This window comes from Nonomuraea thailandensis, from assembly GCF_024172165.1.
GTDB classification, from domain to species: domain Bacteria; phylum Actinomycetota; class Actinomycetes; order Streptosporangiales; family Streptosporangiaceae; genus Nonomuraea; species Nonomuraea thailandensis.
Genome location: NZ_JAMZEB010000002.1, coordinates 2,422,867 through 2,439,111, shown reverse-complemented (window position 1 = coordinate 2,439,111; position 16,245 = coordinate 2,422,867). Strand labels below are relative to the sequence as shown.

Here is a 16,245-nt window from a genome sequence, read left to right as displayed (position 1 = left end):
CTGGTCAGCGCAGCGCGGCGGCGAGGGCGCGCCACTCCTTGCGCGGGAAGACGCCGGCATCGGCCGTGACCACCTGCACGCACACGTGATCGGCCCCGGCGGCGCGGTGCTCGTCCAGCCGCCGCAGGATCGCCTCCTCATCCCCCCATGCGAACACGTCGTCGAACAGCCGGTCGCTCACCGAGGCCAGCTCCTCGGGCGAGTAGCCGAGACGCAGCAGGTTGTTGGCGTAGTTCGGCAGGGCGAGGTAGCGCCGCAGCCAGCCGTCGCCGATCGCGCGCGCCTCCTCCCTGCCCGTGCACAGGATCACCGTCTGCTCGGGGAGCAGGAGCGGCCCCTCCCCCAGTGCCTCCCGGGCGAGGCGGGTGTGCTCGGTGGTGCCGAGGTAGGGGTGCGCGCCACGCGCCCGCTTGGCGGCCATGTCCAGCATCTTCGGGCCCAGCGCGGCCAGCACCCGGCTGCCGGTGGGCACCGGCTGGTCCGCCCGGTCGAGCTCGTCGAGGAAGGCCGTCATCGCCGCCAGCGGCTTGCGATAGCGGCCCGGCTCCTGCTCGTTGTTGACGGCGATGGCGTGGCTCACGCCGATGCCCATCAGGAAGCGGCCGTCGTGCGCCGCCGACAGCGACGCGAAGGAGGCGGCGACGCCGGCGGGGTCGTGCATCCAGAGGTTGAGGATGCCGGTGGCCACGACGATCTCGCGGGTGGCCGTCAGCAGGTTGCCGACGGTGTCGAAGACCGGCCCTCCGCCGTCCGGGAACCACAGGGCGCTGAACCCCAGCTCGTCGAGCTCCGCGGCCGCGTCGGCGGCTTCGCCCTGGTCGCCGTAACGCAGGTGGTGACTCCACACGCCCACACCGGAAAGATCCATGACAGCCTCTCCCACCGCCGGCACACGAGGTGACGGCCCAACCCTATCCATGAAGATCTCCTGTGCAGAAGCGGGAGACGGGGATCGCAAACGCGTGCCTGCCCGGCCGGCGGTGTCAGGCCGGTGGCTCGCCTCGGGGTTCGGGGGTCTCCCCCGTGCGGGGGAGGCGTATCCCCCGCGCACGGGAGTGCCGGCGGGCCGGCCGGTTCTACGGTCGGGGCCATGGTTGATTTCGTTCGTCCGCGGCGCTGGCCGGCGTACGCGATGGCGCTGCTGCTGCTCGGGTACGCCGTGGGGAAGGCGGCCTTCGCCCTTCAGGCCCGGCTCGGGTTCCCCGGCGGGCCGCCCGTGCCGGCCTCCGAGGCCGCGGGGTACTTTCTCGATCCGGCGCTCGCCCAGTGGCTCGCGAGCGCGTCCGGGGTGCTGGGCGCGTGCGTCGCGCTGGCCACCGTCACGTCGCTCGGGCGGCTGCTGCCCAGAACGCTGATGCTGGTCGTGCTGGGAGGGATGACGCTGGCCGTGCTGGGCGGGGGCGGGATCATGGTCCTGGACGGGTTCGTCGGCATCGGGGTGGGGTGGCAGTGGTACCACGGGGTGCTCGGCCTCGTGGCGATCGCCGTGACCGTGGAGATGTCGCGGTCGTACCTGGTGGCGACGCGTCCGGCAAGGCGGCTCGGCGCCGGTGCCGCGCCCACGGCGTAGGTGGCGTAGGTGGCGTAGGTGGCGTAGGTGGCTGCCGGCGGCTGGAGCGGCACTGGCGGGTGCGTGGGTGGCTGCCGAGGGCTGGAGCGGCACTGGCGGGTGGCGGTGGTGAGCGGGCCGGCGGATGGTGCTCAGACGTGGGCGAGCTGGGCCACTCCTGAGCGCGGCGACGACAGCACCGGGACGCCGCCGCCCGCCTCCCCCACGATCCGCGCCATCGACGCCTGGGCCAGCACCACCACGTCCACCTTCGCCGCCAGCTCCCGGAACCCGTCGAGGACCAGCGTGTCGTGCCGGGCGGCGTCGCCGGCCCGCAGCGCCTCGAACGCCCCCTCGCACAGCCGGGGCACGACCTCCCGTTCCGCCCCGCGCCGCGCCGCCGCCCGCCGGACCGCCCGGGTGGTGGGGCCGAGGGTGGTGGCGAGGGTGGCCAGCACGCCGATCCGGGCGCCCTCCCGTACGGCCTGCTCGGCCATCGGCTCGTCGATCCGCAGGATCGGCAGCGCGGCGAAGGGGCGCGCCCGCTCGGCCGCCTCGCCGATGGACGAGCAGGTCACCAGCAGCGTGCCCGCGCCGGACTCCTCGGCGTAGGCCGCGTACGCCACCAGCCGGCGCAGCACGTGCGGCGGCGGGTCGCCGGCGGCGATGGTGTCCTGGAGCAGGCTCTCGTCCACGAAGTGCAGGATGCGGGCGCCCGGGCGAGCCTCGGCGGCCAGCTCGGTGAGGGGGGCGGCGAGCGCGGGCACGGTGTGCAACATCGCGATCGTCACACCGACGCGCCCCGCCGGTTGCTCCGCGCTCTCCTCGGGGCGGCTCACCGGACGCTCCGAACCAGGCTCGGGGCGGCTCACCGGACGCTCCGAACCAGGCTCGGGGCGGCTCATCGGGTGGTCCAGGGGCGGGCGTGCTCGTCCACGATCGCCGCCAGCCGCTGCAGGCGGGGCACGGAGCGGGCGCGAAGCCCGGCGGCCACGTCCTCGGCGCCGACCACGTCACTCCAGATGGCCCGCCCGGCCAGCATGCCGGACGCCCCGGCCCGGCAGGCGGCCCGTACGGCGGCGGGGAAGTCGTCGCGCTCGACGCCCTGGGAGAGCACGACCCACGGGACGGGGATCATCGCGTCGAGCCGCCCGCACTCCTCGGCCAGCCGCTCCTCCGGCGCCGCCCCGCCCAGCGGCACCTGCGCCTTGTACAGGCTCGGCCGCAGCCCGGCCAGCTCCCTGGCCGCCTCCCGGATGGCGGCGGGCCCGTCGAACGCGGTGGCGCCGGCGGCCGGCTTGGCGACGCCTTCGAGGACGGACAGCAGCCCGGCGTCCGCGCACCGCCGTACGAACTCGGCGGCGATCTCCAGCCGCCGCCCCCGCCGCTCGTCGTCCCGCCAGATCAGGAGCAGCTTGGCCGCCACGGCCCCGGCCTCACGGGCGGCGGCGAGGTCGACCCGCTCGTCGATCCCGGTGTCCTCCACGGGCCCGTCGGGCTCCTGTTCCAGGCTGTCCACGGCGACGATCAGCCCGCCCGGCACCATCCGCCCGGCGGCCACCTGCCCGAACCCGTAGTCCTGGTCGATGAGGAACCCGGACGCGTACGGCCCCGCCTCCCGCGCCACCGCGAGCTTGAACGACGTCAGCCGGTCGTCCCCCACCCGCTCCCCGAGCGCCGCCGTGAACATCTGCCTGAGGCTCTCCCGCTGGTCCATCGCGACCATCGCGAACCCGCCGGACGGGCGGGCCAGGAGGTCGAGCGTCGGGGTGGTGGTCTGCTGGGTGGTCATGCGTGCTCCTGACGTCGCGGTGCTCGGGCTGAGGTGCGGAATCGGTCGTAGAGGGGCAGGTAGGCGTCCTGGAGCTCGGGCTCGGCCGGCAACGGCTCCGCGGGCAGCACGGGCACGTCGTCCAGCGAGCCACCGGCGTGCCCGGCGATGAGCGCGGCGCCCGCGCAGACGGCGTCGTCGGCCCGCACCACCTCGACGGGCACGGGCGAGACGGCCGCCTTGACCCGCATCCAGAGCGGGATCCTGACCTGGCCGCCGAAGACGGCCAGGCGGCGGGGGGCGGCGCCGGTCAGGGCGGTGAGCTCGTCGAGGATCCAGCGGGTGTGCAGGCAGGTGCCCTCGACGGCGGCCGCGAGCAGGTCGCCGGCGCCGTGCCCGGCCGCGATCCCGGACCACGCCATCCGGCGGTCCCGGTCGGGCGCGGGGGCCACGCGTCCGCGCAGGTACGGCTCGACGACGATCCCGGTCGGCAACCGCACCCCCGCCAGCAGCCCGGGCAACGCCGCGTACCCGCCGGACGCGCCGCCGGTGGCCGCGACGGCCGAGGGGGTGGGGGTGAACAAGCCGAGTAACCAGTCGACGACCGCGCCGCTCGTCGCCAGGCCGCCCACCAGCACCGTACGGGCCCCGTCCAGCGACGGGTCCGCCGTCACTCCCATCGCCACCCCCGCGCCGGGATCGGGCGGCTCCGCCGACGGCATGATCACCGCCTCGGCCGTCCCCAGCGAGTCCGCCGCGTCCCCCGGCCGCCGCACCCCCGCGGCCCAGGCCCCCACCGCGTGATCGTGGCCCGCGATCACCACCGGCGTGCCGGGCGCCACGCCACTCACGCGTGCCACCACCCCGCCGACCGGCTCCACCGCCGCTCGCACGTCGGGCAGCCGCGCCCCGCTCATCCCCGCCAGGGCGAGCAGGTCCGCGTCGTACTCACCGCGCTCGACGTGATAGCCCAGCGTGCGCGCCGCCAGCGTGGCGTGCGTGCGCGGCACCCCCGTGAGCGCGTACGCCACCGCGTCCGGCACGCTCGCCCACCACCGCATCGCCCGCAGCACCTCCGGCGCCCGGCTCCGCAGCCACAGCCACTTGGCGAGCGGCGCCTTGGCGTCGGCCCACCGCCCGGTCCGCGCGTACAGGGCCGTGGGGTCCAGGCGCAGCTGCGCGATCTCCGCGGCGCCCCTGGGGTCGTTCCACCACAGCAGCGGGGTGAGCGCCTCCCCTGACGCGCCGAGCGGCACGCCGGTCTCGGCCATCCCGGCGATCCCGATCGCCGCGGGCGCCCGCCCGGCCCGCTCAGCGCATTCTCCGAGCCCCTGGGTCACGGCGGCGACGAGGCCGGGCAGGCTCCGGGGCGTGGGCCGGCGGACGGCGGCCACGCAGCCGCCCCGCTCGTCGAAGAAGCCCACCTTGACGTGGGTGGTGCCCACGTCGATCCCGGCGGTCACTGGCCGCGGCGTCCCCGGCGTCATGTTGTCACTATAGGTCCAGAAGTTGGCGTAAAAGTGCCAACTTTTGAGCCATAATTCTCATATGACCAGCGAAGGCACCCTCCGCTACACCTCGGCCCCGCACCGCCGCGAGGCGATCCTGCGCCGCGTCGAGCAGGACGGGTACGTCGCCGCCGCCGACCTGGTCACCGACCTGGGCGTCTCCTTCAACACCGTCCGCCGCGACCTGCGCAGGCTGGCCGGCGACGGCCTGATCAGGGCCGTACGCGGCGGCGCCACCGCGGCGGACGCGACCGCCCCGCCCTTCACCGACCGCTCCGCCCAGGCCACGGGCGCCAAGCGCGCGATCGCCGCCGCGGCCGTCGCGCACGTCGAGCCGGGCACCGCCGTGGCGCTCGACTCGGGCACCACCACCCTGGAGATCGCCAGGCTGCTGCCCGCCGACGCCGGCCTCACCGTGATCACCCACTCGCTGCCCGCCATCGCCGTGCTGGCCCCCCGGCCGGACATCACGCTCATCGGCATCGGCGGCCAGTACGGCAGGGACACGCGCTCCTTCGGCGGCCCCGAGACCCTGGCGGCGCTGGAGCACCTGAGCGTGCGCACGCTGTTCCTGGCCGCCACCGCGCTCGACGGCTCGGGCGTGTACGGGGCGACGCCGTACGAGGCCGAGACCAAGCGCCGCCTCATCTCCATCGCCCGCAGGACGGTCGTCGTGGCGGACGCGCGCAAGTTCGCGCTGAGCGCCCCCATCCGGGTATGCGGCTGGGAGGCCGCCGAGCGCCTGGTGACGGACGGCGTCCCGGAGGGCTTCGCGGGCGTCCCGGTGCAACTCGCGCCCTAGGCGGGCCTCGGAGCACGCCGGCCTGCTCGGTCGCGGCGCGCCCATGAACGACCTCGAAGGCGATCGCCTTTTCCCATAACGCATTCACCGAGAGCCTCGCGAGAACCTGGGCTCATTTCTGAATGCCAGGAAACCAGCAGGAAACGGGTTCTTGACAAACCTCACAGGCGGCCAATACTCTCCAGCCAAAATTTAATCGATTCAATCAGCGGAGCTCGTCACATGAGACCCCCCAGCAGCATCCGCCGCACATTGGCCTCAGGCCTGGCCGCCCTCCTCTGCCTGCCGCTCACCGCCCTGCCCGCGTCGGCCGACGCCCAGGGCGGCCACCGTGACGGCATCAGGCTCGAGCACCTCGACCGCGGCCTGGTTGCGGCCTCCACCAGCGAAGGCGTCTTCCTGAGCTGGCGTCTCCTCGGCGACGAGGTGACCGGCTCCGGCGCCACGGGCATGACGGGCGCCGACTTCCGCGTCTATCGCGACGGCCGCCCGATCGCCACGGTGACCGACAGCACCAACTACCGCGACCCCGCCGGCACGGCCGCGTCCGAGTACCGGGTCGCCCCGATCGTGAAGGGCCGTGAGGGCCGCCGCAGCGCCGTGGCGAAGCCTTGGCTTAAAACGTTTCACGACCTGCCGCTGAAGAAGCCCGCCGACGGGGTGACCCCGATGGGCGAGGCGTACACGTACGCGGCCAACGACCTGAGCGTGGGCGACGTGGACGGCGACGGCCAGTACGAGTACGTGGTCAAGTGGGACCCGTCGAACTCCAAGGACGTCTCGCAGCGCGGCTACACCGGCAACACCTACCTGGACACCTACGAGCTGGACGGCACCCTGCGCTGGCGCCTCGACCTGGGCGTGAACATCCGCTCCGGCGCCCACTACACGCAGTTCCTGGTCTACGACTTCGACGGTGACGGCCGCTCGGAGACGATGCTCAAGACCGCCCCCGGCACGAAGATCATCCGCTACGGGTCCGACGGTCAGGTGGTGTCCGAGCGGTACATCACGATGCCGCGCGAGGACGTCAAGGCCGGATACGCCAACACCGACGACTACCGAAAGAGCGCCGCAGACTATTTCGACCACGTTGTTGAAATGTTCGCGAAATGGCACGAGCACCCGGAGGTCGTCGCCGGGCGCTGGCCGGCCACGCTGGAAGAGGCGTTCGGCATCGAGAAGAAGTACGCCTACCCGCTCTCGCACGCCGACGCGACCGAGCTGGCCAACTACTTCGTCGACGTCTACGCTCCGGGCCGCAGCGGCAACAACCGGCTGCGCGAGTTCAACGGGTTCGTCCTGACCGGCCCCGAGTACCTGTCGGTGTTCGACGGCGCCAGCGGGCGCGAGCTGCAGACGATCCACTACAAGCCAGGACGCGGCGACGACGGCCTGCTGTGGGGCGACTACGCGATGGCCAGGGTCGAGCCGGGCAACCGCGTGGACCGCTTCCTGTCCTCGGTCGCCTACCTCGACGGCAGGCGCCCGTCGGCGATCTTCGCGCGCGGCTACTACACGCGCACCACCCTGGTCGCCTACGACTGGGACGGCAAGCGGCTCAAGGAGCGCTGGTACGTCGACAGCGGCCACGCCCCGATGGCCAACCCGTTCAACGCGGGACCGCACGGCGTGGACGGGACCAACCCCGAGTACGCCCAGCTCACCACCCAGGGCTTCCACTCGATGAGCGTGGCCGACGTGGACGGCGACGGCAAGCAGGAGATCATCTACGGCGCCGCCACCCTCGACGACGACGGCGACGTGCTGTACTCCTCCTTCGCCGAGGGCCCCCCGAACGGCAACTTCCCCGGCCAGTCCATCCGCCTCGGCCACGGTGACGCCATGCACGTGGGCGACTTCGACCCCGACCGGCCGGGCCTGGAGATCTGGACGGTGCACGAGGGCGGCCGCTCGGCCCCGTACGGCTGGGCGCTGCGCGACGCCGCCACCGGCCAGGTCGTCCACGGCGGTTACAGCGGCGTGGACACCGGCCGCGGCATGGTCGGCGACATCGACCCGGCCGTCCGCGGCGTCGAGAGCTGGTCGTCGATGCCGCCCGACCAGGCCGTCCAGGCGGGCCTGTGGTCGGCGCGCGGCGACTACCTGGGCCGCAACGCCCCCGGCACGAACATGAGCATCCGCTGGGCCGCCGACATGACCACCCAGCTCGTCAACGGCACGGCCACCACCGTCCTGCAGACGCCGACCATCGACGACTACAGGCGCGGCACGCTGCTGACCGCCGAGGGCACGCTGACCAACAACTGGACCAAGGGCAACCCGGGCCTGGTCGCCGACGTGTTCGGCGACTGGCGCGAGGAGCTGCTGGTGCGCACCGCCGACAGCAGTGCGATCCGCGTGTACGTCAGCACCGAGCTGACCGACCGTAAGCTGTACACGCTGATGCACGATCCGCAGTACCGGGTGGAGGTGGCCCGCCAGCAGACGGCCTACAATCAGCCCGCCTACCCGAGCTTCTACCTCGGCTCGGACATCGACTGGTCGAAGGTCCCCGTACCCGGCCGCAGGTGACCTGAGGGGAAGGGTGTGCGGCCCCGAGGCCGCACACCCCGCCTCCCAGGAAGCCGCGAGCTCCTTGGAGGCGTACCGAAGTGCCGGATCCGGTGTCGCGGGGAGCCGCTGGGCGTGCCACGTACCTGGCCGCGCTGGGCGTGGCCGCCGTCCTGGTCACGGGATGCACGGGGCCGCCGCCGGTCGCGCCCAGCGGCCCCGACGACGTGTGGGCGCTCGGCAGCCCGCACGAAGGCGCCGGCCGCCTGCTGCTCCTGCACTTCGACGGCCGGCGCTGGCGCGAGCGTCCCGCGCCGGAGGTGAGGTGGAGCTCCGAGGACGACGAAAGGTTCCCCGCGCTGGTGGCGACCGGGCCGCGCGACGCCTGGGTCTTCGCCGCCACCACCGCCGTGACCGCGTACCACTGGGACGGCGAGCGCTGGAGCGATGCCCGGCTGCCGGACCTGCGTCTCGACCCGGGCGAGCGGGCCGACGCCACCGCCCTCGCGCCCGACGACGTGTGGCTGGTGGCCGGCGATCACGCCTCCCACTGGGACGGGCGGGCCTGGACGGTCATGCGCCTGCCCGCCTGGGCGGCATCGGTGTCGGCCGCGGCGCCCGACCAGGTGTGGGCGGTCGGCGGCACCGGCCGTCCGGCCGCGCAGGGCTGCTCCGCCTCGCAGGCGGCCACCATGCGCTGGGACGGCCGGTCGTGGCGGCTCGTCCCCGCGCCCGAGGACCGCACGCCGAGCCAGGAGATCAACAGCGAGGGCCGTCCGGACGGCAGCATCCCGTCGATCAGGCTCACCGGGGTCGTCGCGCACGGCCCGGGCAACGTGCGGGCGGTCGGCACCCGCAGCGTGTTCGACTACGAGGACGGCAGCAGGAGCACCACGATCACCCTGCACTGGGACGGCACGGCCTGGACGCGGGTGGCGGGCTCGGCCTACGCCGGCGCGTCCGGCTCCGACGGCGCGGACGGGATCATCCTGGTCGACTGGGACGCCGGCGCCGAGGGCGGCCTGCGCGGGACCATCCGGGTCGCGCCCGGCGGCGGCCGGACCGAGCTCGCGCCGATGGCGGGGGCGGACCGCGGGCGCGAGGTCGACGTCTCCGCCCTGGGCGCGGTGCCCGGGACCCGGACGGTCTACGCGGCCGGCCTCGCCTACGGCAGGAACTCCGGGCCCCTGATCGCCCGCTACCGCTGAGCCTGCGCCTGATGTCAGGCCGGCAGGGCTCCGTCACCGAGGCCGCCGGCGAACGGCGTCGCCCGCCACTGGACGACGGCCGGCTTCAGGTAGTCGGCCAGCACGGGCAGCTGCGGCACGAACGCGAGGGCGGTGAGGGCCCGCAGCATGCCGACGGCGTTCACGAAGGCCATGACCTGCGCGTTCAGCGGCCTCAGGCCGTTGCGCCCGGCGCCGCGGTTGTAGGCGGCCTCGTACTCGGGCCCGAGGGCGGCCAGGTCCCACTCGACGGGGCCCAGGGTGACCAGCTCGAAGTCGGAGTAGAGGTCGCCGTGCACGCCGCGGAAGATGTTGGCGGGCGGGGAGTCGCCGTGGACGGGCTGGAGGTCGATCCCCGGGAACGCCTGCTCGAACGCGGCGCGTGAGCGTACGAGAGGCTCCAGGACCTGCCACTCGCGGCGGGCGCGGTCGAGGTCGGCGGGGTCGAGGAGGTCGGGGCGCTCTTCGAGCAGGGCGAGGCTCTCCGTGACGAAGTGCGGCTCCGCCGCGGACAGGAACTCCAGCTCGCCGGGGTAGGCGCGCATCGCGGCGTGCAGGCCGGCGACGCTCTCCGCGTTGGCCACGTAGTCGGGCTCCCTGCCCTGGTCCTCCTCGACGAACTGCCAGAACGTCATCGAGAAGCCGTCGCGCCGGACCGGCTCGCGCGGCACCAGCGGGCTGGGCGGGATCACGGGAGTGCCCTGGTCGGCGAGCCACTGGGACACCTCCAGCTCCGCCTGCTGGCGGCGGGCCAGGAACTCGGCGTCCGTCCGGGGCGGCAGGACCGTGGGGACCCGGGCCACGACCGGTGCGGGCGCGAGATGGACGACGACCGAGAACAGGTCATGGAGCACCCTGGCGCCGGTCACGGTGAGGCCGAGGTCGCGGCCCGCCGCGACGGCGGCGTCGAGGGCGGCGGCGGTGCGGCGGGCGAGGTGAGACGGTGTCAGGAAATCGGTCATCGACCGATCCTTCCATGAGGCCGGGCGTGAAGTGACAGTTCACACGCCCGGAGACGCGCGAAGGGCGCCCCCCGTGCGGGGAGCGCCCTCTGCGTCGAGGTCAGCGGCCGGCGTTCTTGACCGAGACCTGCTGGGTCATGGTGCTGTTGTCCTTCTCGGACCAGGCACCGGTGGAGAAGGCCACCGGGAAGCTCTTCTTGCCGACACCGCCGCCCCACTTGGTCACGACATAGTCGATCTTGATGTGGCCCTCGCCGCCGACGCCGTCCACACCCAGGGTGTCCGGGTTGAACTTCCCGCCGGTCAGCTCGGCGAAGGTCTTGGCGTCCAGGTCGAGCATGACCCCGCGGTTGGAGGGGTCGCCGGGGCCGCGGTCACCCACGAAGAAGGGCATCTTCTTGCCCTTGTAGACCACGTAGCCCTCGGTCATGAGAGGCCAGCTCGGGCTGGCGACCAGGCCCTTCTGCATGGGCTTGCCGGCGGCCGGGAGGCCGGTGTCACCGGCGCGGCCCGAGGCGTCGTCCCAGAAGTAGGAGGCCGTGGTGGAGCCCTTCAGCAAGCCCTTGTTCTGGTCGGTGTGGCCAGAGTCGGCGTGCGCCGCGGTCGAGCCAATGGTCAACGCCGTGGCAGCGGACGCGGCGAGCATGGCAATGGCACGCAGGCGAGCAGACATAGTAAAATAAGGTCCTTTGTTAGGGGACGGGACACGCGCTCGCTGGACGGACGTAGCCGGGCAGCACGCCGTACGGTCGCTACGTGGAGCGCAGGAGAATCCATGGAGTAGGATTCGGGACCCGGGAGGCCTGGCCTTCCTTCCAGAGGTAAGGCGAAGGTCACTCGCCGGTAACAGGTACTAACTTACCTACTCAAACCGGACAAAGGCAAACGAAACCCCATGAAACCGGCAAAGATCTACCCTCGCCGGTAAAGCCCCTCACTGCACGTCCCGCCGCAGCACGCGCAGAACGCCTACGGCCATGGGGATGACGACCCACACCGCCACCGCGGCGGCCAGCCGTGCGACGTCCCCGCCGCCCATGGTTCCCTCCATCAGCGCGTTGCCGGCCGTGTTCAGATCCAGCCATTCGGCCAGGGTCCGGCCCACCGGGCCGAGCTGGGTCACGAAACCCCACAGCATGGGCCTGACCAGGTAGATCACTATTGCCGCCGGCGCGTTCAGCAGCAGCATGCCCATCGCCAGCCCCTCGGCGGTCGACAGGACGACCACCGCCGTCCAGCCCAGCAACCGGGCCGGGTCGAGGCCCCAGGTGGCCTCCACGTCCCGCACGGCGGCGGACAGGGCCGTCATCGGCACCGCCACCAGCAGGGCCGCCACGCACGCCAGCACGGCCGCGCCGAGCACGGGCAGGCACTTGGCCGCCAGCACCCGCCCCCGCCGGGGCTCCAGCGTGAACGTGGTGAGGGCGGTACGGTGGCTCCACTCGCCCGTGACGGTGAGGATGCCGAGCACGGGCAGCAGCACGCCCATCGCGATGGCCGCGGTGTTCGCCAGGGTGTACAGGTCGGCCGGTCCGGCGAACAGGCCGCGGCCGGCGACGAGCGCGAGCGCCACGGCGGCCAGGACCCCTGACATGATCATGCTGGTGCGGGTGTCCAGCAGCTTGCGGGTCTCGACCCGCAGCAGGGTGCTGAAGGGGGTGCGGCGCTCGATCGTCATGCCGCGCTCCGATCGGGATGAAGGGCTCATGCGGGGCTCCGGTCCGTGTGGGAGGCTCATGCGGGGCTCCGGTCCGCGTGGGAGGTCAGCTCCAGGAACGTCTGTTCGAGGCTGCGGCCCCGGCCGAGCTCGGCGAGCGTGCCCTGGGCCAGCACCCGGCCGCCGCCGATCAGCACGATGCGATCGGCCACCTGCTCGACCTCGTACAGCAGGTGGGAGCTGAGCAGCACCGCGCACCCCGAGGCGGCCAGGCCGCGCAGCAGCTCGCGCATCCACTGGATGCCCTGCGGGTCCAGGCCGTTGGCAGGCTCGTCCAGGACGAGCGCCCTGGGCCGCCCGAGCAGGGCGTGCCCGATGCCCAGGCGCTGCCGCATGCCCAGCGAATAGCCGCCGACGGCCCGCCTGCCCTCCTTGCCGGTCAGGCCCACCAGCTCCAGCACCTCGTCCACGCGCGATCCGGGCAGCCCGAGCATCATGGCGCCCAGGGTGAGCACCTCCCGCCCGCTGCGGCCGGGATGCGCGGCGCCGGCGTCGAGCAGCGTGCCCACGTCGTAGCCGGGGCGCTCCAGCTCCGCGTACGGCCGCCCGAGCACGGTGGCCGAGCCCGAGGTCGGGCGGCAGAGCCCGGCCAGGACACGCATGGCCGTCGACTTGCCGGCGCCGTTGGGCCCGAGGAACCCGGTCACGGTGCCGGGCGGGACCGTGAAGGACACCTCGTCCAGCGCCCTGATCCCCTTGTACGTCTTGGTGACGCGGTGGAATTCGATCACAGGGGCAAGTCCATCGGGAACTCCGCCCGGGCTCATCAAGCCTGGGTCCACGGTTTGCGTCCTCAGGGCTGCCCCGCCGGCCGCGACGATGGACCTGAGTCGCTACGGCGATGGACCTGGGGAGCTGAAGCGCCGGCCAAGGGGTCTCTAGGCTGGAGCCCGTGCCCGACCTCCACGACCCCGCCGACCTCCCGCCGCAGGCCCGCCGCCCCTCCCCCAGGTCTCCGGACACGCTCGGCACCGCGGCCCTCTACCTGATCGCCGCCGCCCCGCTGCTGCTCGTCCTCCTCCTGGCGGCCACCTGGTCCGGCCGCGGCGGGGAGGCCGGCGCCATGCTTCCGATGCGGCTTCTCGACGTGGCGCTCGGCGCGGCGGGCCTGGTGCTGCTGCGGTGGCGGACGCGGTGGCCGTGGCAGGTGGCGCTGCTCACGGCGGTGCCGACCGTTTTCTCCTGGACGCTCAACGGCCCGGCCGTCGTCGCGTTCGCCTCGCTGGCCATGCACCACCGCCAGCGGCACGTGGTGCCGGTCGCGGTGGTGTTCTGGCTGAGCATCGTCGCCTCCACCCTGTGGTGGCAGAGCAACTGGCTGCTGACCGCCCTGTACGCGCTGGTGGGCGGCGTCGGGCTCACGGCGCTGACCGTCTTCGGCCTCTACCTGCGCGGGCGGCGGGAGCTGGCCGAGGCGCAGCGGGCGGCGCAGGAGGCGTCCCAGGCCCAGCGGATCGAGCAGGCCAAACTGGAGGAACGGCTCAAGATCGCCCAGGAGATGCACGACGTCCTGGCCCACCGGATCTCGCTGCTGACGATGCTCGCGGGCGGCCTGGCCTACCGCCGGGACCTGAGCCCCGAGCAGACGCGCGAGACCGCGCTGGCCATCCAGGAGAACGCCCACCAGTCGCTCAACGAGCTGCGCGCCGTGCTCGGCACCCTGCGGCGCGGCAGCGGCGGCCCCGACGCGCCGCAGCCGACGCTGGACCACCTGGACGCCCTGTTCGCGGAGGTGCGCGCCGCCGGTCAGCGGGTCGAGGTGGACGACTCGGTGGACCGCAAGGAGCTGCTGCCGGCGCAGACGGGGCGGCACGCGTACCGGATCGTGCAGGAGGCGCTCACCAACGCGCGCAAGCACGCCCCCGGCAGCTCCGTGCGCGCCGAGCTCGGCGGGCGGCCGGGATCGGGGCTGCGGATCCGGGTGAGCAACCCGGCGCCCGCCGGCGCGGCCGCCGGGCCCGGCGGCCGGCTCGGGCTGGTCGGCCTGGCCGAACGCACCCGGATGGCCGGCGGCACCATCACCCACGACGTACGGGACGGGCGGTTTGTCCTGGACGCCCTGCTGCCGTGGGAGGCTTGACCCCGTGATCAGAGTGGTGATCGTGGACGACGACCCGATGGTGCGCACGGGGCTGCGCCTCATCCTGGGCGGCGAGCCCGACCTGGAGCTGGCCGGCGAGGCGGGCGACGGGAAGCAGGCCATGGCGGTGATCCGCGACCTGCGGCCCGACGTGGTGCTGATGGACATCCGGATGCCGGAGCAGGACGGCCTGACCACCACCGAGCTGCTGCTGGGCCGCCGCGACGCGCCCCGGATCCTGGTGCTGACCACGTTCGACGCCGACGACATGGTGCTGCGCGCGCTGCAGCTCGGGGCGAGCGGGTTCCTGCTGAAGGACACGCCGCCGCCGAAGATGATCGAGGCGGTGCGGGCCGTGGCGCGCGGCGAGCCGGTGCTGTCGCCGAGCGTCGCCCAGCAGGTGATCGCGGCGGCCACCGGGCGCTTCGAGCCGCACCGGCCGGAGGCGGCGCGGGAGCTGGAGTCGCTGACGGAGCGCGAGCGGGAGGTGGCGGTGGAGGTGGCCAGGGGCAGCTCCAACGCGGAGATCGCGCGGGACCTGTCGGTGAGCGTGGCCACGGTGAAGGCGAACATCACGCGCATCTTCGCCAAGCTGGGCACCGACAACCGGGTGGTCGTGGCCATGAAGGTGCGCGACGCGGGCCTGCTCTGAGCCGCGGCTCCCCGGCGAGGATGCGCACGCGGGCCCGCTCAGAGCGCCTTGGCCACTCGAACGGCTCCGCGCCGATGCCGAGCGGCGGGCCCGGCGCGACCGGGAGCGTCTCGGCCACCCCGTCGGGCTGGACGAGCACCGGCGACAGGTGGCCGGCTGCTCTGCAGGGTGAGCGCGGTGCGCCGCTCCCTGGCGTACAGGCGTGCGCGGATCTCTGATCAGGAACCCGGGATTCACCGGCGTACGTCCTGCGTGTGTGACGGGGGTCACGGCCTGCCGGATCGTCACAATAAACGGGTTCGTCTATGTACGCACCGGTTTCTCGCCGTGTGGCGCGGTGCTGCGGCGGACGATGAGGGTGGTGGCCAGCTCGATGCGGGTGCCGGCGGGGCCCTTCGGGTGGGTGAGCTCCTCGTACACGAGCCGGACGGCCTCGTTGGCCATGTCGTCGAGCGGCTGGCGGACGGTGGTGAGCGGCGGCGACAGCGTCTCGCACAGCAGCGAGTCGTCGAAGCCGACGACGGACAGGTCGTCGGGCACGCGCAGGCCGCGCTCGGTGGCCGCCTGGTAGACGCCGGCGGCCTGCAGGTCGTTGCCGGCGAAGACGGCGGTGGGCGGGTCGTCGCGGTCGAGCAGCTCGCCGCCGAAGCCCTTGCCGCTGCCGACCAGGAAGTCGCCGTAGCGGGTGAGCGCGGGGTCGGAGTCGATGCCGAACGTGCGGTGCGCGGCCAGGTACCCCTCGTACCGGTCGAGCGTGCACTGCGTGTCGAGCGGCCCGCCGATGAAGGCGATCCTGGTGTGGCCGAGCTCCAGCAGGTGGGTGGTGGCCATGACGCCGCCCAGCCAGTTGGTGGCGCCGACGGTGGACAGGCGCGGGTCGCGCTGGCCGACCGGGTCGAGCAGGACGAGCGGCACGTGCAGCAGCTCCTCCAGGGCGGCGATCTCGCGCTGGTCGGCGCGGGAGAGCACCAGCACGATGCCGTCGGTGTTGCGCTTGCGCACCATCCCGATCCAGCGCCGCAGGTCGAAGTCGGCGCGCGCGGAGGAGGTCACGACGAGCGAGAAGCCCCACCGGGCCGCCGCCTTCTCCGCGCCGCTGATGAGCACCTGGGCCCACGGGGAGCCGAGCCCGTCGATGAGCAGGTCCACGACGCCGACACGGGGTGCGGTGGGCGGGCGCGGGGCCTCGTAGCCGGACGTCCGGACCGCTTCGAGCACCTTGTCCCTGGTGGCGGCGGAGACGTGTTTCTTGCCGCTCAGCACCTTGGACACCGTCGGCACCGAGACTCCGGCCGCCGCCGCGACGTCGGCCAGTGTGGCTCGAGGCACAGGACCTCCCGCGTGTTGAAACTTTCGGAAAACCCACCTGAAACTAGGTGGCGTCTTCACCTGGGAAATTGATGAGGTGCCGCCATTTGATACGCGCTGTTGACAGGGTTGCGAGCAGGACCCTACCGTACTTGA

The 16,245-nt window shown here is 73.3% G+C and carries 15 protein-coding genes; 6 read left to right on the top strand and 9 right to left on the bottom strand.

All coding sequences use genetic code 11. The annotated features are described in order from the left end of the window. Nucleotides 1-4: 4 nt before the first annotated feature. A complete protein-coding gene (locus HD597_RS15120) occupies nt 5-868 on the bottom strand; it encodes an LLM class F420-dependent oxidoreductase (RefSeq protein WP_253742815.1) in 864 nt (287 codons plus the stop codon). 222 nt (nt 869-1,090) lie between these two features. Here HD597_RS15120 and HD597_RS15115 point away from each other — a divergent pair, with 222 nt between their 5' ends. Next, on the top strand, nt 1,091-1,570 hold the full coding sequence (locus tag HD597_RS15115; RefSeq protein WP_253742810.1) for a hypothetical protein: 480 nt from the start codon (nt 1,091-1,093) through the stop codon (nt 1,568-1,570). A 131-nt stretch (nt 1,571-1,701) separates the two neighbouring features. On the opposite strand, the gene HD597_RS15110 is transcribed toward HD597_RS15115, so the two are convergent. From HD597_RS15110 to HD597_RS15100, 3 genes are all read right to left on the bottom strand, one after another. Continuing rightward, on the bottom strand, nt 1,702-2,388 hold the full coding sequence (locus tag HD597_RS15110; protein WP_253742809.1) for an aspartate/glutamate racemase family protein: 687 nt from the start codon (nt 2,386-2,388) through the stop codon (nt 1,702-1,704). Nucleotides 2,389-2,450: 62 nt separating this feature from the next. Next, on the bottom strand, nt 2,451-3,341 hold the full coding sequence (locus HD597_RS15105) for a hypothetical protein (protein ID WP_253742808.1): 891 nt from the start codon (nt 3,339-3,341) through the stop codon (nt 2,451-2,453). Further along, nucleotides 3,338-4,807 (bottom strand): FGGY-family carbohydrate kinase, encoded by a 1,470-nt coding sequence (locus HD597_RS15100; protein WP_253742800.1) that lies wholly within the window; start codon nt 4,805-4,807, stop codon nt 3,338-3,340. The genes HD597_RS15105 and HD597_RS15100 overlap by 4 nt, the downstream gene beginning before the upstream one ends. Before the next feature lie 61 nt (nt 4,808-4,868). On the opposite strand from HD597_RS15100, the gene HD597_RS15095 reads away from it, so the two are divergent. From HD597_RS15095 to HD597_RS15085, 3 genes are all read left to right on the top strand, one after another. Further along, nucleotides 4,869-5,630 carry a DeoR/GlpR family DNA-binding transcription regulator gene (locus tag HD597_RS15095; RefSeq protein ID WP_253742799.1) on the top strand — a complete coding sequence of 254 codons (762 nt, stop codon included), beginning with the start codon at nt 4,869-4,871 and terminating at the stop codon, nt 5,628-5,630. Nucleotides 5,631-5,852: 222 nt separating this feature from the next. After that, a complete protein-coding gene (locus tag HD597_RS15090) occupies nt 5,853-8,165 on the top strand; it encodes a rhamnogalacturonan lyase (RefSeq protein WP_253742798.1) in 2,313 nt (770 codons plus the stop codon). A gap of 80 nt (nt 8,166-8,245) precedes the next feature. Then, nucleotides 8,246-9,352 (top strand): hypothetical protein, encoded by a 1,107-nt coding sequence (locus tag HD597_RS15085; RefSeq protein ID WP_253742797.1) that lies wholly within the window; start codon nt 8,246-8,248, stop codon nt 9,350-9,352. 14 nt (nt 9,353-9,366) lie between these two features. Here the strand turns inward: HD597_RS15085 and HD597_RS15080 are convergent, their stop codons facing one another. The 4 genes from HD597_RS15080 to HD597_RS15065 form a co-directional block, all read right to left on the bottom strand. Then, nucleotides 9,367-10,332: an aminoglycoside phosphotransferase family protein gene (locus HD597_RS15080; protein WP_253742796.1), complete on the bottom strand. Its 966-nt coding sequence runs from the start codon at nt 10,330-10,332 to the stop codon at nt 9,367-9,369. A 100-nt stretch (nt 10,333-10,432) separates the two neighbouring features. Next, on the bottom strand, nt 10,433-11,005 hold the full coding sequence (locus HD597_RS15075; protein WP_253742795.1) for a hypothetical protein: 573 nt from the start codon (nt 11,003-11,005) through the stop codon (nt 10,433-10,435). 261 nt (nt 11,006-11,266) lie between these two features. Further along, nucleotides 11,267-12,010, bottom strand: coding sequence for a hypothetical protein (locus HD597_RS15070; RefSeq protein ID WP_253742794.1), 744 nt, complete (start codon nt 12,008-12,010; stop codon nt 11,267-11,269). Between the two features lie 56 nt (nt 12,011-12,066). Continuing rightward, on the bottom strand, nt 12,067-12,780 hold the full coding sequence (locus tag HD597_RS15065) for an ABC transporter ATP-binding protein (protein ID WP_253742792.1): 714 nt from the start codon (nt 12,778-12,780) through the stop codon (nt 12,067-12,069). A 161-nt stretch (nt 12,781-12,941) separates the two neighbouring features. On the opposite strand from HD597_RS15065, the gene HD597_RS15060 reads away from it, so the two are divergent. Both HD597_RS15060 and HD597_RS15055 read left to right on the top strand, forming a co-directional pair. Further along, entirely contained in the window at nt 12,942-14,129 is a 1,188-nt protein-coding gene (locus tag HD597_RS15060; RefSeq protein ID WP_253742790.1) for a sensor histidine kinase, read from the top strand. Nucleotides 14,130-14,133: 4 nt separating this feature from the next. Beyond that, nucleotides 14,134-14,781: a response regulator gene (locus tag HD597_RS15055; RefSeq protein ID WP_253742788.1), complete on the top strand. Its 648-nt coding sequence runs from the start codon at nt 14,134-14,136 to the stop codon at nt 14,779-14,781. Between the two features lie 303 nt (nt 14,782-15,084). Here the strand turns inward: HD597_RS15055 and HD597_RS15050 are convergent, their stop codons facing one another. Continuing rightward, nucleotides 15,085-16,110 carry a LacI family DNA-binding transcriptional regulator gene (locus HD597_RS15050; RefSeq protein WP_253742786.1) on the bottom strand — a complete coding sequence of 342 codons (1,026 nt, stop codon included), beginning with the start codon at nt 16,108-16,110 and terminating at the stop codon, nt 15,085-15,087. Between the last annotated feature and the right edge of the window lie 135 nt (nt 16,111-16,245).

Bases quoted from the DNA above. Each gene is read 5' to 3' on its own strand.
- HD597_RS15070 (WP_253742794.1), bottom strand. From the start codon at position 12,010: ATGACGATCGAGCGCCGCACCCCCTTCAGCACCCTGCTGCGGGTCGAG.
- HD597_RS15115 (WP_253742810.1), top strand. From the start codon at position 1,091: ATGGTTGATTTCGTTCGTCCGCGGCGCTGGCCGGCGTACGCGATGGCG.
- HD597_RS15120 (WP_253742815.1), bottom strand. From the start codon at position 868: ATGGATCTTTCCGGTGTGGGCGTGTGGAGTCACCACCTGCGTTACGGC.
- HD597_RS15095 (WP_253742799.1), top strand. From the start codon at position 4,869: ATGACCAGCGAAGGCACCCTCCGCTACACCTCGGCCCCGCACCGCCGC.
- HD597_RS15090 (WP_253742798.1), top strand. From the start codon at position 5,853: ATGAGACCCCCCAGCAGCATCCGCCGCACATTGGCCTCAGGCCTGGCC.
- HD597_RS15075 (WP_253742795.1), bottom strand. From the start codon at position 11,005: ATGTCTGCTCGCCTGCGTGCCATTGCCATGCTCGCCGCGTCCGCTGCC.
- HD597_RS15080 (WP_253742796.1), bottom strand. From the start codon at position 10,332: ATGACCGATTTCCTGACACCGTCTCACCTCGCCCGCCGCACCGCCGCC.
- HD597_RS15105 (WP_253742808.1), bottom strand. From the start codon at position 3,341: ATGACCACCCAGCAGACCACCACCCCGACGCTCGACCTCCTGGCCCGC.
- HD597_RS15100 (WP_253742800.1), bottom strand. From the start codon at position 4,807: ATGACGCCGGGGACGCCGCGGCCAGTGACCGCCGGGATCGACGTGGGC.